The organism is Pseudomonas sp. X10 (assembly GCF_054889225.1).
On the sequence record NZ_CM142677.1, the window covers coordinates 2394827 to 2408709 of the forward strand.

Annotated in this window: 12 protein-coding genes; 4 read left to right on the forward strand and 8 right to left on the reverse strand. The window is 63.2% G+C overall.

All coding sequences use genetic code 11. From position 1 onward, the window contains the following. Positions 1–13: 13 nt before the first annotated feature. From ACYU03_RS11085 to ACYU03_RS11095, 3 genes are all read right to left on the reverse strand, one after another. Positions 14–604, reverse strand: a complete 591-nt coding sequence (locus ACYU03_RS11085) for an amino acid synthesis family protein (protein ID WP_461890635.1) — start codon at positions 602–604, stop codon at positions 14–16. A 183-nt stretch (positions 605–787) separates the two neighbouring features. Continuing rightward, on the reverse strand, positions 788–1831 hold the full coding sequence (locus ACYU03_RS11090; protein ID WP_461890636.1) for an LLM class flavin-dependent oxidoreductase: 1044 nt from the start codon (positions 1829–1831) through the stop codon (positions 788–790). A 91-nt stretch (positions 1832–1922) separates the two neighbouring features. Next, the gene (locus tag ACYU03_RS11095; RefSeq protein ID WP_461890638.1) at positions 1923–2408 is read right to left on the reverse strand and encodes a flavin reductase family protein; all 486 of its coding nucleotides are present in this window, start codon (positions 2406–2408) and stop codon (positions 1923–1925) included. 315 nt (positions 2409–2723) lie between these two features. On the opposite strand from ACYU03_RS11095, the gene ACYU03_RS11100 reads away from it, so the two are divergent. Continuing rightward, positions 2724–4124 (forward strand): purine-cytosine permease family protein, encoded by a 1401-nt coding sequence (locus ACYU03_RS11100; RefSeq protein WP_461890640.1) that lies wholly within the window; start codon positions 2724–2726, stop codon positions 4122–4124. A gap of 101 nt (positions 4125–4225) precedes the next feature. Here the strand turns inward: ACYU03_RS11100 and ACYU03_RS11105 are convergent, their stop codons facing one another. Beyond that, positions 4226–5428, reverse strand: a complete 1203-nt coding sequence (locus ACYU03_RS11105) for an NAD(P)/FAD-dependent oxidoreductase (RefSeq protein WP_461890642.1) — start codon at positions 5426–5428, stop codon at positions 4226–4228. A 277-nt stretch (positions 5429–5705) separates the two neighbouring features. Between ACYU03_RS11105 and ACYU03_RS11110 the strand changes: the two genes are divergently transcribed. After that, positions 5706–6254, forward strand: coding sequence for an RrF2 family transcriptional regulator (locus ACYU03_RS11110; RefSeq protein WP_461890644.1), 549 nt, complete (start codon positions 5706–5708; stop codon positions 6252–6254). An 88-nt stretch (positions 6255–6342) separates the two neighbouring features. Here the strand turns inward: ACYU03_RS11110 and ACYU03_RS11115 are convergent, their stop codons facing one another. The 4 genes from ACYU03_RS11115 to ACYU03_RS11130 all read right to left on the reverse strand — a co-directional run bounded on the left by ACYU03_RS11115 (position 6343) and on the right by ACYU03_RS11130 (position 12434). Continuing rightward, complete coding sequence (locus ACYU03_RS11115) at positions 6343–7725, reverse strand: aspartate aminotransferase family protein (RefSeq protein ID WP_461890646.1); 1383 nt, start codon at positions 7723–7725, stop codon at positions 6343–6345. A gap of 55 nt (positions 7726–7780) precedes the next feature. Beyond that, complete coding sequence (locus ACYU03_RS11120) at positions 7781–9184, reverse strand: APC family permease (protein WP_461890648.1); 1404 nt, start codon at positions 9182–9184, stop codon at positions 7781–7783. 79 nt (positions 9185–9263) lie between these two features. Further along, positions 9264–10754 carry an aldehyde dehydrogenase gene (locus ACYU03_RS11125; RefSeq protein ID WP_461890650.1) on the reverse strand — a complete coding sequence of 497 codons (1491 nt, stop codon included), beginning with the start codon at positions 10752–10754 and terminating at the stop codon, positions 9264–9266. A gap of 267 nt (positions 10755–11021) precedes the next feature. Beyond that, positions 11022–12434, reverse strand: a complete 1413-nt coding sequence (locus ACYU03_RS11130; RefSeq protein ID WP_461890652.1) for a purine-cytosine permease family protein — start codon at positions 12432–12434, stop codon at positions 11022–11024. 388 nt (positions 12435–12822) lie between these two features. Between ACYU03_RS11130 and parS the strand changes: the two genes are divergently transcribed. Beyond that, positions 12823–13392, forward strand: a complete 570-nt coding sequence (parS, locus tag ACYU03_RS11135; RefSeq protein WP_461890654.1) for a type II RES/Xre toxin-antitoxin system antitoxin — start codon at positions 12823–12825, stop codon at positions 13390–13392. Next, positions 13392–13856, forward strand: a complete 465-nt coding sequence (locus ACYU03_RS11140; protein WP_461890656.1) for an RES family NAD+ phosphorylase — start codon at positions 13392–13394, stop codon at positions 13854–13856. Before parS ends, ACYU03_RS11140 begins: the two co-directional genes overlap by 1 nt. The last annotated feature ends 27 nt before the right edge of the window (positions 13857–13883 follow it).

Genomic DNA, 13883 nt, shown 5'->3' on the forward strand with positions numbered 1-13883 from the left:
TTTTACGTTGTTGTTATCGAGCGTTTTCGGCTGCCAGTTCTTCCAGATCGATGTAGCGGTTGCCGATGCGTGGGTGCAGGCGGCCGCCGTCGGCAGCGCCCAGGACCACGACGATCTCGTCGGCACGCGGCGCGTCTTCGATCTGCATTTCCAGGGTGATGTAGTGCGAACGCAGGCCTTCGTCGTCCTTCTGCATCATCGGGATCTGGATCGAGGTACCCGGGCCGCCGCGCTTGTTGGTGAAGCTCAGGTAGCTCTTGGCCTGGACCGCTTCACGGTAGTGGTTGCCGAAACGCAGGGTGTGGATCACCGCGGAGGCGTGCTCGATCTCGCCGTCGGCGCCGACCACGGCGGCCTTGCCATAGGCTTCGATCTTGTCGGCACCGCCGATCGCGGCGCACAGGCGCTCGACCATCAACGCGCCCAGTTCGGAGCAGTTGGCGCGGATCTCGGGCTTGAGGTCCTCGACGAAACCGCGACCGGCCCACGGGTTCTTGATCACCACGGCCAGGCCGACCATGGTCACCGGCTTGTCGGTGGCCTTGCCGCCTTCGATGCGGGTCTCTTCGGAGTAGGTGACGATCTTGCGGATTTCGAAACTCATGAGCGGCTCCTGTGGAGGGAATTAAGCTTTGTTGTCTGATGGTATACCATAATATTAGTTGCGCAAGAGGCTGCCGAAAAAATCTACTGGAGGGGGGGCGAAAGGCGCGATAAAAGGCGGCGCAAACGACTGTAGGAGCGACGGTTCGGCGCTCCTACAGGTGAGATGAAGGTTGTACAGCGGTCAGGCGAACGCCGGCACCACTTCCTTGATGAACAGCTCCAGCGATTTCTTCTTTTCGGCATGCGGCAGGCTGTTGTCGCACCAGAAGCTGAACTCGTCGACGCCCAGTTCCTGGTAGTACCTGATGCGCGCGATGATTTCCTCGGGGGTGCCGATCATGGTGTTCTTGCGGATGTTCTCCAGCTCGAATTCCGGACGCTCCTTGAACTTCTCCTCGGGGCTGGGCGCGAGGAAGCCGTTGACCGGCACCTGCTTGTTGCCGAACCAGGCATCGAAGGTGCGGTAGAAGCGTGAGATGGCCTGGGCGCCGATCTTCCAGCCTTCAGGCTCGGAGGGGCTGTGTACGTGGGTGTGGCGCAGCACCATCAGTTGCGGGCGCGGCACGTCTGGGTTGTTGTCCAGCGCGGCCTGGAATTTGTTCTTCAGGTCCAGGACTTCCTCGTCGCCCTTCATCAGCGGGGTGACCATGACGTTGCAGCCATTTTTCACCGCGAAGTTGTGCGAGTCCGGATCGCGGGCGGCGATCCACATCGGTGGTAGCTCTTTCTGCACTGGCTTGGGCACGCTGGTGGAGGTCGGGAACTTGTAGACTTCGCCTTCGAAGGCATAGTCGCCTTGCCACAGCTTGCGCACCACCGGGACCATCTCGCGCAGGGCCTTACCGCCGTCGGTGGCGGGCATGCCGCCGGCCATGCGGTCGAATTCGAATTGGTAGGCGCCACGGGCCAGGCCCACTTCCATGCGACCGTTGCTGATCACATCGAGCAGGGCGCATTCACCGGCGACCCGGATGGGGTTCCAGAACGGCGCGATGATGGTGCCGGCACCCAGGTGGATCTTCTCGGTGCGCGCGGCCAGGTAGGCCAGCAGTGGCATTGGGCTGGGCGAGATGGTGTATTCCATGGCGTGGTGTTCGCCGATCCACACCGTGCTGAAACCGCCGTCTTCGGCCATCAGGGTCAGTTCGGTCAGGTCTTCGAACAGCTGGCGGTGGCTGACCTGTTCATCCCAACGTTCCATGTGTACGAACAACGAAAATTTCATGGGGCATTCCTCGGATCTGATGGGTGTCGCCTGTCGGAACAGGCGCCAGGAGTCTCGACGGGCGCCCGGCACCCGTCATAAGAATAGGGGCTCAGGCGAAGGCCGGTAGGCTGGCCATCTTGCCGCGGCAGTACACCATCGGCCGTGGCGCTTGCTCGGGGACGATCAGGTTCTGCACCGCGCCGACCATGATGGCGTGATCGCCGCCTTCGTACTCGCGCCACAGTTCGCACTCGATGATCGCCGTGGCATTGGCCAGCAGCGGGTTGCCGCGCTCGCTCAGGCGCCACTCGATGCCGACGGCCTTGTCCTTGCCCTTGCGGGCGAAGGCATAGGCTTCTGCCTGCTGTTCGCCGGAGAGCAGGTGGATGGCAAAGCGCTTGTTGCGGATCAAGACAGGGTAGGAGTCGGAGCTGTAGTTGGGGCAGAACAGCACCAGCGGAGGGTCCATGGACAAGGAGCTGAAGGCACTGGCAGTGAGGCCGACGACCTGACCGTCGTCGTCCAGGGTGGTGATCACCGTGACGCCGGACGGGAAGGAGCCCAGAACGTTCTTGTAGACGGTTGCGTCGATCATGGCGTGGTCCTCGGGAAGAGCAGCGGTGGTCCGCTTTTTATCGTTGATGTGTCTGATGGTATACCGTAATACCTATTTTGCAAGCGGAATTTTCAGCCAGGAAAAATCACGATGGGCGGCTAAAGGCCCCATGGATAGGGGCTTTGCGGGAATAAGAAACGCAGCAGGACGTGGAAAAACGCAGATCAGAGGGGTGTTTTTACCACGGATCAGTGTTGTCAAAAGTTTGGAATACCATAATATGGTCCGCAGCTGAGAGGCCGCCTTGAGCGGTTTCCTACAACGATAAAAACAGAACCTTTCGAGCTCAGACCCATGTCCCAATCGTCGCAACATCAGTTTGTCGAGAATCACACGGTCGATTACGTTCCACCTGCCGAGCGCCATGGGAAGGCGCGGGATCTTTTCACCCTCTGGTTCAGTACCAACATTGCCCCGCTGCCGATCGTCACGGGTGCCATGGTGGTCCAGGTGTTCCATCTGAACCTGCTGTGGGGGTTGCTGGCGATCTTCCTCGGCCACCTGCTTGGTGGCGTGGTCATCGCCCTGGCGTCGGCGCAGGGGCCGCAGATGGGTATTCCGCAGATGGTGCAGAGTAGGGGGCAGTTCGGCCGCTATGGCGCCTTGCTGATCGTCTTCTTTACTGCGCTGATCTACGTCGGGTTCTTCATTTCCAATATCGTCCTGGCTGGCAAGTCGATCCATGGCATCGCCCCGAGCGTGCCCATGCCGACCGCCATCATCATCGGTGCCCTGAGCGCCACCGCCATCGGCGTCATCGGCTACCGCTTCATCCATACCCTCAACCGCATCGGCACCTGGGTCATGGGCTCGGCGCTGCTGGCCGGCTTCATCATGATGTTCGCCCAGGACCTGCCCGCCGACTTCTTCAGCCGCGGTAGCTTCAACCTGTCGGGGTGGATCGCCACCGTGTCGCTGGGCGTGATCTGGCAGATCAGCTTTTCGCCCTACACCTCCGACTACTCGCGCTACCTGCCGCGCGAGGTCGGTATCGCCAAGCCGTTCTGGGCCACCTATTTTGGCGCGACCCTGGGCACCATCCTGTGCTTCAGCTTCGGCGCGATCGCTGTGCTCGCGGTCCCGCAAGGCACCGATGCCATGGCTGCTGTCGAGCAGGCCACCGGCTGGCTGGGGCCGATCCTGATGGTGCTGTTCCTGCTCAACATCATCAGCCACAACGCCTTGAACCTGTATGGCGCGGTGCTTTCTATCGTGACCGCGATCCAGACCTTCGCCGCCCGCTGGACGCCGAGCGTCAGAGTGCGAGTGGCCCTGGCCACGGTGATCCTGATCGCCTGTGGGCTGGTCGCGCTAAGCGCTTCGGCCGACTTCATCTCGCACTTCATCGGCCTGATCCTGGCACTGCTGTTGGTGCTGGTGCCATGGGCCTCGATCAACCTGATCGACTTCTACCTGATCAAGAAAGGTCATTACGACATCGCCTCGATCTTCAGCGCCGATGGCGGTATTTATGGCCGCTTCAACAGCCACGCGATCATCGCCTACGCCTGCGGCATCCTGGTACAGCTACCGTTCGCCAATACCTCGCTGTACGTGGGGCCGTACGCCAACTTGGTGGAAGGTGCCGACCTGTCCTGGCTGTTTGGGCTGCTGGTCACTTGCCCTCTGTATTACTGCCTGGCGACGCGTAGTCAGCCGCAACAGGTGGTGCCTGCGGTGAGCCTCAACGACTGATCGCTCGTGGCAGTCAACAATCCGGGCTGCTTTACAGCCTATCGCGGGCAAGTAAAAAGGCCCGGCACTTTTGCGGTGCCGGGCCTTTGCTCACGCAGCTATCAGGCGATCGGAATCATCGGGTCGGCGGCTGCCAGTGCCAGGGCGCGGTCGGCTGCCGGGGGATAGATCCACACGGTGTTGATCTGCCGCTTCAGTTCCTTGCCTTCCAGGCCCTGCAGTTTCAGTTCACGGACCCAGCCTTCGCTATAGGCCGCGCCCCAGTCGCCCAGGTCGAGACAGGTGACGTACTTGGGTTGGCGGTAGACCACCGGCGCCACGCCCAGCAGGTCGGCCGCGACATTATTGCCGCAGTGGCGACCCAGGGGGATGGCGTGCTGGCAGGTCATCAGGGCGTGGTTACCCAGGTCGTCGGTGGCGGCCCAGGCGACGTCGCCGCTGGCGTAGATGTGTTCCTGGCCGACCACTTTCAGGTATGGGTCGACGCGCAGGCGGCCTTGGGCATCGCGCTCGCCGGGGATCTGCTCGGTCAGCGGGCTGGCCTTGACGCCGACAGTCCAGATCACGGTGCTGGCCTCGATGTGTTCACCGCTGTCCAGGGTCACGCCACCGGCATCGACGGCCACTACCGAGGCGTTGACACGCCACTGCACACCGCATTGTTCCGATGCGGCGATGATCGATGGCGTGATGCCTTCGCCTAGGGCTGCGCCAATGCTTGGGCCGCGATCGACGATGATCACCCGCACCGGGGTGTCGGCGCCAAGGATAGCGCGCAGGCGGGACGGCATTTCGGTGGCAGTCTCGATTCCGGTGAAGCCACCGCCGGCGACCACCACGGTGTTGCGGGCGCTGGAGGAGGGCTGCTGGGCCAGGCTGACCAAGTGCTGTTCCAGGTGGGCCGCCGATTCGATCTGGTCGACGTCGAAGGCGTGTTCCGCCAGGCCCGGCACATTCGGCCGCACCACGTTGCTGCCAGCAGCGAGGACCAGCCGGTCGTAGTTCGCCTGCTGGCGCTGACCGTGGGCATCGACGTAGCTGACCGACTTGCCGGCCACGTCGATGTGTTGGGCGCTGCCCTGGATGAAGTCGACGCCGACTGCCTTGAACAGTTCACCCACGGGTGCTTTCAGGCTTTGCACGTCGCTTTCGTAGAAGCGCGGGCGGATGCGCAGTTCGGCCTGGGGGGCGAGCACGCTGATGCGCACGTCGCTGCGCTGGTTCAGGTCGAGCAGGCGGGCGGCGCTCAGGGCGCTCCAGACGCCAGCAAAGCCGGCACCAATGATCAGGATCTGTTGTTTCATGCTGTGCTCCGCAAAGATCAGGACAGGTCGGGAAGTGTTTCGGCGGTGTTGAGTGGGTCCGTCGAATAACTACGACTCTATTGATCGTAGTTTTATTCGGCAAGCGTTTTTTTCACGATGGACGCTGTTTGCGCCGACGGTGATCGTCAGGTTTGGCTCTAGGCCGCTTAGTAAAAGGGCGTGGCGCCGACCATGAAAATGACAGGTGGTCGCATTCGATTTGTGGCAAGTGGGCGAGCTCGGTTAGTATTTACGACAGAATCAGTCGGAGATAGATATGTCGCTTTACAGTGCAGGCGTCGAGTACGGCATCCACTGCCTGCTGTTCCTGGTGGGCGAGCGGGGCGAGAGCCGTGAGGCCAGTGTGCGGGACCTGGCGGAGCTCCAGGGGGTACCTCACGAGTACCTGGCCAAGGTCTTCACCAAGCTGGCCCGGGCCGGCCTGGTGGCGGCCACGGAAGGTGTGCGGGGTGGTTTTCGCCTAGACCGGCCGTCGGACGAGATCACCGTGCTGGACATCGTCACGGCCATCGACGGGCCGAAGAAGATCTTTGACTGCCGCGAAGTGCGCGAGCGTTGCACCCTGTTCGAGGGTTCGCCGCCGTCGTGGGCCATCGACGGCACCTGCGCCATCCATGCGGTGATGCTCAATGCCCAGAAGCGCATGGAAGAGGCCCTGGCCCAGCAGACTATCCTCGACCTGGCCCGGCGTTTCGGGCGCAAGGCGCCGCCGGCTTTTGTCGAGCAGGTCAATGACTGGATGGGTGAGCGACGGGAAGGCAAGGGCAGCGGGGGCGATATTCCGCTGAGGCGCCTGGAGGATTAAGGTGTTGGACTGCCTGCAGATCAATTGCAGGAGCCGGCTGGCTCCTGCTGATTGACCCGCGATAGAGCGGGGCTGCGCGTAGCGGCTGTCAGAGCACGCCCAGCTCCTGCGCCGTGCGGTCCACTGCCGCCTTGGTCTTGCTCACCAGCTCATCGATCTCGCTGCGGTTGGCCACCAGCGCCGGGGCCATGATCATTCGGCCCAGGGTGGAGCGGATGATCACGCCTTCCTCGAAACCAAGGGTGCGGCAGCGCCAGGCGATGTCGTTCTCGTTGGCGAAGCGCTTGCGCGTGGCCTTGTCTTCAGCCAACTGCAGCGCGGCGACGAAGCCGGTGCCCTGGATGTCGCCCACCAGCGGGTGGCTGCCGAACACTTCGCGCAGGCATTGCTGCAGGTAAGGACCGGTGTCGTTCTTCACCTGGCTGACCACTCCTTCGTCACGCAGGGCCTTGAGGTTGGCAATGGCCACCGCCGCCGCCACCGGGTGCCCGGAGTAGGTCAGGCCATGGGCGAACACGCCTCCTTGCTCGACCAGCACTTGCGCCATGCGCTTGCTGAGGACCAAGCCGCCCATGGGGATGTAGCCGGAGGTCAGGCCCTTGGCGATGGACAGGGTGTCTGGTTCGAAGCCGAAGTGCTGGTGGGCGAACCACTCGCCAGTGCGGCCGAAGCCGCCGATGACTTCATCGGCGCACAACAGCACGTCGTACTTGCGGCAGATGCGTTGGATCTCGGGCCAGTAGCTGGCCGGCGGGAAGATCATGCCGCCAGCGCCCTGGAAGGGCTCGGCAATGAAGCCGGCGACATTCTCGGCGCCCAGTTCGAGGATCTTGTCTTCCAGCTGGCGGGCCGCCTGCAGGCCGAACGCTTCAGGGCTCAGGTCGCCGCCGTTGGCGTACCAGTAAGGCTCGTCGATGTGCGCCACATCCGGGATCAGCCCGCCCATTTCATGCATGAATTTCATCCCACCCAGGGCAGTGGCTGCCAGGGTCGAGCCGTGGTAGCCATTCCAGCGGCCGATCATGACCTTCTTCTGCGGCTTGCCGAGGATCTGCCAGTAGCGGCGTACGGTGCGGATCAGTACCTCGTTGGCTTCGGAGCCGGAGTTGGTGTAAATGGCGTGGCTGTAGTGACCCGGCAGCAGGCTGAACAATAGCTCGGACAGTTCGATCACCGCCGGGTGGGTGGTGTGGAAGAACATGTTGTAGTAGGGCAACTGCTCCAGCTGGCGGGTCGCGGCGGCGGTGAGGTCCTGGCGACCGTAGCCCAGGTTGGTGCACCACAGGCCCGACATGCCGTCCAGGTAGCGCTTGCCGTCGTTGTCCCACAGGTGCAGGCGCTCGCCGCCGACGATCACCCGGGGGCCTTCGGCGTTGAGGGCCTTCTGGTCGAGGAAGGCGTGGATGTGGTGGGCGGCGTCCGCTGCCTGGTAGTCACGGGTTTCGCGTTGCGCCTTGAATTGGGCGTTCATCTCACTTTCTCCTTGGTTCCCTTGGGGGCGTGCAGGTTGTTGTCGGGATGGCGGGTCACTCCACCCGCTCCAGTGGCTCAGGTTGGAACAGCGGTTTGCGCATCACGCACTTGATCCACAGCACCGCGATCAGCGACACCAGCGCCAGCACTGCGCCGGCTGCGCCGAAGATACTCGCGCTCATCTCCGGGCTGGGCGAGGCATACCAGATTGCATAGAGCATGCCGCCGATGCCAAACAGCTGTGGCAGCGGATAGAACGGCGTCTTGAAGGGGCGTGCCAGGTTCGGGTAGCGGCGGCGTAGGGCGATCACGTCCAGGTGGACGATGATGTAGGCCAGCAGCCAGGCCAGGGCAGCGGCCAGCAGCAACAGGTTGATCGCGGCCGCGTCCTGGCCCATCAGCAGGATCGGCAGGCCGGTGATGGCCGCGACGAACAGCACTGCCACCCAGGGCGTGCGTGCTCGCGGGCTGAGGCGTTTGAACTGTGGGAAGGCCTGGCCATTGTGCGCCATGCCGTAGAGCATACGCGGGATGGCCGCCAGGGACGTGTTGAGGGTGCTGCAGGTGGCGGTGACGGCAGCAATCACCAGGAAGACTTCGCCGGTCTTGCCGAACACCGTAGTGGCGAACAGGTAATGAGGCAGGGCATCGCTAGCCAGTGCGTCGCGCGGCAGCAGGAACAGCGCGCCCAGGCCGTACAGGCCGATGGTGGCGAAGATCACGGTCAGGCCGATGATCATCGAGCGTGGAATATTGCGCTCGGGCTTGCGGGTTTCCTCGACCAGCGAGCAGACGAACTCTGCTCCGACGAAGCCCCACACCGCCAGGGCGGTCAAGGTCAGCACCCCGGCGCCCATTGGGTTCCAGTCCCCTTGCAACAGGGTGCTGGCGGTGCCCTCGGAGGTGCCTTTGCCGATGGCTGCCAGCCCGAGCAGCAGCAAGACGATGATCATCACCACTGCCAGTGCGGTCTGCAGCTTGGCAAAAATATCGATGCCCAACAGGTTGAGCACCGTGAACAAGCCCAGCACACCGAAGGCTACGGAGAAGGGCGGGAATACCCCCGGGTAGACCTTGCCGACGATCAAGTCGAGCAACAGCAGCTCGGCCGACAAGGCGAACATGGCCACCACCACGTATCCGGAGAAGGTCGCCAGGATCGCCGGGAAGTGCCCCAGGGCCACCTCGGTGTAGCTCGACAGGCTGCCCGCGCGCGGCACCAGCAACGCCAGTTCGGAAAAGGAACAGGCATAGCTCAGCGCCAGCAGGTAGGCCAGCCCCAATGGCACGATGAAGCCCAGCCCGGCAATCCCGGCACCTTGCAGCATGATCACCATCACACCCTGGGACACCACCAGGCCGACTGCCACGGCCAGCAGCGAGCCGAGGCCCAGCACCCGGCGAAAGCCGGCTTCCTTGACCTGCCCATGGGCAGATACAGACACAGTTGCACTCATGACACACTCCCGATCCTGTTCTTGTTGTGGAAAGCGAATCGGGCATCCGCCACGCCAGGGCGGATGCCTTGCAGCGTGCTCAGCGCAGCTGGAACCAGGTGGTCTTCAGCTGGCTGTACTTGTCGAAGGAGTGCAGCGACAAGTCCCGGCCAAAACCGGACTGCTTGCCGCCGCCGAAGGGCACGGTGACATCCAGGGCGTCCACGGTATTCACCGAGACGGTGCCGGCCTTGAGCCTCCGGGCGACGCGGTGGGCGCGGTTGAGATCGTCACTCCATACGGAAGCGGCCAGGCCATAGGGGCTGTCGTTGGCCAGGCGCACGGCTTCTTCCTCGGTCTCGAAGCTGCTGAGCGCCAGCACTGGGCCGAACACTTCTTCGCGGGCCAGTTGCATGCCGGGGGCGACATCCGTGAAAACGGTCGGCTCGATAAAGTTGCTGGAGCCGTTGAAGCTCAGTTGCCGGCCACCGCCGAGCAGGCGTGCGCCTTCGCCTTGGGCCTGTTCGATGAAGGCCATGATCCGTGCCGTCTGCCCGGCATCGACGATGGCCCCGGCACGGCTGGCCGGGTCCAGCGGGTCGCCCGGCAGCCACTGGCGAGCCTTGGCCAGCAGGCGCTCGGTGAATTCGTCCTGGATGGAGCGCTGCACATAGAGGCGCGAGTTGGCCGAGCAGACTTCGCCCTGGTTGAAGAAGATGCCGAAGGCGGCTTTTTCGGCGGCCAGGTCCAGGTCCTGGCAATCCTCGAACACCAGGTTCGGGCTCTTGCCGCCGCACTCCAGCCAGACCTGCTTGAGGTTGGATTGCGCCGAATACTGCATGAAGTACTTGCCTACCTGGGTCGAGCCGGTGAACACCAGGCAATCCACATCCGGGTGCAAGCCGAGGGCGCGGCCGGCCTGTTCGCCGAGGCCTGGTACGACGTTGAGCACGCCTTCCGGCACTCCGGCTTGCAGCGCCAGTTCGGCCAGGCGCAGGGCTGAGAAGGGCGACTGCTCGGCCGGTTTGAGCACCACGCTGTTGCCGGCGGCCAGGGCCGGGGCCAGCTTCCAGGCAGCCATGTCCAGCGGGAAGTTCCAGGGCACCACGGCGGCGATCACACCCAGGGCTTCACGGGTGATGGTGGCCAGTGCATTCGGCGCGGTGGGGGCGACCTGGTCATAGAGTTTGTCCAGGGCCTCGCCATACCAGGCGAAGACATGGGCGGCGCCGGGCACGTCGATGTTGTAGGCGTCCATTACCGGCTTGCCCATGTTCAGCGAGTCGAGCAGGGCCAACTCCTCGCGGTGCGCCAGCATCAGTTCGGCCAGGCGCAGCAGCACACGCTTGCGCTCCACTGGCGCCATGCGCGCCCAAGGGCCCTGCTCGAAGGCTTGGCGGGCGGTGCGCACGGCCAGGTCGACATCGGCGTCGGTGCAGGCGGCCACCTTGGCCAGCAGTTGGTTGGTCGCCGGGTTGATGGCGTCGAAGGTTTCACCGGAGCAGGCCGCCACCTGGCGACCGCCGATCAGAGCCTTGTCGCTGAAAGATAACCGGGCAGCTTGCTGCTGCCAGTAACCGAGATCGAACACGTTACAGTTCCCCCTGACCGTCAGAGCAGTCGGTTTGTTGTTGTGGGCTAAGGCGATACTGCGGCAGCGCGGGCAATAGGAAAATTATTAAAAATATGCTCGGGGTATATGAAAAAGCTGGGTTGCCAGGGGCGCTGCAGTCATGGCGATGGCAATCGCGGGCTTCAGGTCCACGCCACTCTCAAAGCACGTACTGGATGTGTTGGATCAGGCTTGCCCGCGATTGACCGGGGACAGGGCGTCCCCGGCGTGTGCGCTTTACGGATATCAGTGATTGGCCGCCAGCTTGGCGCTCACCTGCCGACGGCGGTAGGCGCTGTCACGGGTCGCGAGCCAGTAGTACAGCGGCGAGGTGACGGCCAGGCCGACCAGCCAGGACAGGTCCGCGCCGTTGATATGCTCGGCGACCGGGCCGACATACAGCGGTGTGTTCATGAACGGGATCTGCACCACGATGCCAATGGCGTAGGCTAGCAGCGCCTGTGGGTTGTAGCGTCCATAGATGCCGCCATCGACCTTGAAGATCGAATCGATGTCGTAGTCGCCCTTGTGGATGGCGTAGAAGTCGATCAGGTTGATCGCGGTCCAGGGCACCAGCACCACCAGCAGTACCAGGACCATGTCAACGAAGTGGCCGATAAAGTCCGCCGAGGCGAACACCGCCACCACGCAGCAGGCCAGCAGGACGATCAGCGACAGCACCGCGCGGCTCTTGGCCGTGGGAATCCAGCGGTAGGCGAAGGTCTGCACCAGGGTGATGATCGACAGCACAGCGCCATACAGATTCAGCGCGTTGTGGCTGATCACGCTGAGTAGGAACAGCACCAGCATCAGCGGGCCGATGGCGCCGGTGGCGAGCTTGACCGCATCCATGGTGTCCATGCCGGCCGGGATGGCCAGCACGGCCACGGCTCCGAATACGAATGACAGGCTCGAACCCAGTGCCGAACCCAGGTAGGTGGTCCAGAAGGTGGCTGCCACCGGTACATTGGCGGGGAGGTAGCGCGAGTAGTCCGACACATAGGGAGCAAAGGCGATCTGCCACAGCGCTGCCAGGGACACGGTGGCCAGCCAGCCGGAGATGTTGAAGCCGCCGCGAGTCAGGAAGTCATCGGTCTGGATGTGAGTGAAGATGTAGCCGAAGCCCAGCACGATGCCGACGCCCAGCACCCAGGTGCCGATGCGGTTGAGGACATGGATGAAGCGGTAGCCGATGATGCCGATGATCCCCGAGCCCAGAGCGCCGATCACGATGCCAACTGGCACCGGCACGCTGTCGACCACACCATGCAGGGACTTGCCGGCCAGGACGATGTTGGAAGCGAAGAAACCGATGTACATCACCCCGGCGATCACTACCACCAGCAGTGCGCCGAGCGAACCGAATTGGGCACGGCTCTGGATCATCTGTGGGATGCCCATCTGCGGGCCTTGGGCCGAGTGCAGCGCCATCAGTACCCCGCCGACCAGGTGGCCGACCAGAATGGCGACGATGCCCCACACCAGGTTCAGGTGAAACAGCTGCACGCCCAGGGCCCCGGTGACGATGGGCAACGGCGCGATATTGCCGCCGAACCAGAGGGTGAACAGGTCCCTTACCTTTCCGTGGCGGTCTTCTGGAGGCACGTATCCGATCGTGTGTTTTTCTATGAGTGGTGCCGATGTTGCTGCGCTGGTCATGACGGACTCCAAGGCAAGGATGAGTACGGGGTCGTACTTCGGTGAGCGTCGGCCGGGGACGACGCCTTCTTGTAGGAGCGATCTTGAGCAGTGGGCGGGGAAGAATAAATTAGTAAATATGTGCCCATAAACGTTAAAAAAGTTAAGTCCTGCAAAAGGCGGAGGGGTCACTAAGCAAGGCATGTGCCAGTGTTTCGCAGGGCCCGTATCATGCGGCGCAGGGCCTGCTGGGTATGGGCTGCGTGGCGGCGGGGGAGGCCAGGATGGTGCGCTGGTTTTTTGCTGCACCGCCATGGGGCTAGCGCTGGCAATGCAAACTCGTGTACCAGGGCCCGGATCGGTGTAGTCTTCATTTGACGGTCATTTTTAGTCAAATGATGGAGGCAGCATGATCGAGTCCACCAGCAAGCCGCGAGGCAAAAAGCCCGAGGACAGCGCCGAGCGTGTCAGGCGGGGGGCGGATGGGCGCTTCGTGGCCATCGCGGGGGGGCGCGCCTCCAGCGAGCCAGCCCGGGCAACCGTGGGGAAGAAAGGCGCTGACAGCTCAGGCGTTTTTTGGCGCTTTTCCAAAGTCCATGGCGCCATGACCGAGAGCGAGCGCTTGGTGCAGATCAAACAAGGTTTGCCCGCCGGCCTCTACCAGGAGGTGAGGGCCGTCTTCCGGCTGCCTGAAAAGCAACTGGCCGAGCTCTTCAACGCCTCGATCTCCACCCTCGAGCGCCGCGTGCGAGACAACAAACCGCTCGACCCTGTGGCCTCCGAGCGCCTGGACCGTATTGCCGCGATCAGCCATCAGGCGCTCGAAGTGTTCGAGAGCGAGGAGGAGGCCACGGCTTGGATGTCACGCTCCAACGACGCCCTGGGTGGTGCCGCGCCGGTCATGCTCTGCGAGACCGAAATCGGTGCCAGGCAGGTGCGGCGGGTGCTCACCGCGCTGGAATGGGGTGGTGTGGTCTGATGCTGGCCTGGCGCGTGGCCAAGGCTTCCCGGGCGGATGACCTCAGCGGCAAGGGGGCGGCCATCGTCGGTGGACGCTGGAACCAGATCGACATCCCAGCCCTGTACATGGGGCTGTCCCCAGCGATTTGCTGCCTGGAGACTTTTGTCCACGCTTCTGGTCGTCCCCAGTTCGCGATGAAGATCACCTGCTTCGAACTGCCCGACGATCCGGCGCTGTATCTGGAGCCAAGCCCGCATGCGCTGCCCGAGGGGTGGGATGCCGCGCCGGCGGACAGCCCGAGCATGGCGTTCGGCAGCCGCTGGCTGCAGGCGTGCAGCCACCTGGGTTTGATCGTGCCATCGGTGGTGCTGCCGCTGGAGCGCAATGTGGTGATCAATCCCCTGCATCCGGCACTGGAGCAGGTTCGCGTCCGCGAGATTTTCGACTTCGCCTATGACGAACGAATGTTCAAGGCGCGATAGAGCCGGGTCTAGCACGGGCATTGACCG

What these genes read in the sequence shown, in the direction of transcription:
- ACYU03_RS11085 (WP_461890635.1), bottom strand. Translation starts at nt 604, where the DNA reads ATGAGTTTCGAAATCCGCAAGATCGTCACCTACTCCGAAGAGACCCGC.
- ACYU03_RS11090 (WP_461890636.1), bottom strand. Translation starts at nt 1,831, where the DNA reads ATGAAATTTTCGTTGTTCGTACACATGGAACGTTGGGATGAACAGGTC.
- ACYU03_RS11095 (WP_461890638.1), bottom strand. Translation starts at nt 2,408, where the DNA reads ATGATCGACGCAACCGTCTACAAGAACGTTCTGGGCTCCTTCCCGTCC.
- ACYU03_RS11100 (WP_461890640.1), top strand. Translation starts at nt 2,724, where the DNA reads ATGTCCCAATCGTCGCAACATCAGTTTGTCGAGAATCACACGGTCGAT.
- ACYU03_RS11105 (WP_461890642.1), bottom strand. Translation starts at nt 5,428, where the DNA reads ATGAAACAACAGATCCTGATCATTGGTGCCGGCTTTGCTGGCGTCTGG.
- ACYU03_RS11110 (WP_461890644.1), top strand. Translation starts at nt 5,706, where the DNA reads ATGTCGCTTTACAGTGCAGGCGTCGAGTACGGCATCCACTGCCTGCTG.
- ACYU03_RS11115 (WP_461890646.1), bottom strand. Translation starts at nt 7,725, where the DNA reads ATGAACGCCCAATTCAAGGCGCAACGCGAAACCCGTGACTACCAGGCA.
- ACYU03_RS11120 (WP_461890648.1), bottom strand. Translation starts at nt 9,184, where the DNA reads ATGAGTGCAACTGTGTCTGTATCTGCCCATGGGCAGGTCAAGGAAGCC.
- ACYU03_RS11130 (WP_461890652.1), bottom strand. Translation starts at nt 12,434, where the DNA reads ATGACCAGCGCAGCAACATCGGCACCACTCATAGAAAAACACACGATC.
- parS (WP_461890654.1), top strand. Translation starts at nt 12,823, where the DNA reads ATGATCGAGTCCACCAGCAAGCCGCGAGGCAAAAAGCCCGAGGACAGC.
- ACYU03_RS11140 (WP_461890656.1), top strand. Translation starts at nt 13,392, where the DNA reads ATGCTGGCCTGGCGCGTGGCCAAGGCTTCCCGGGCGGATGACCTCAGC.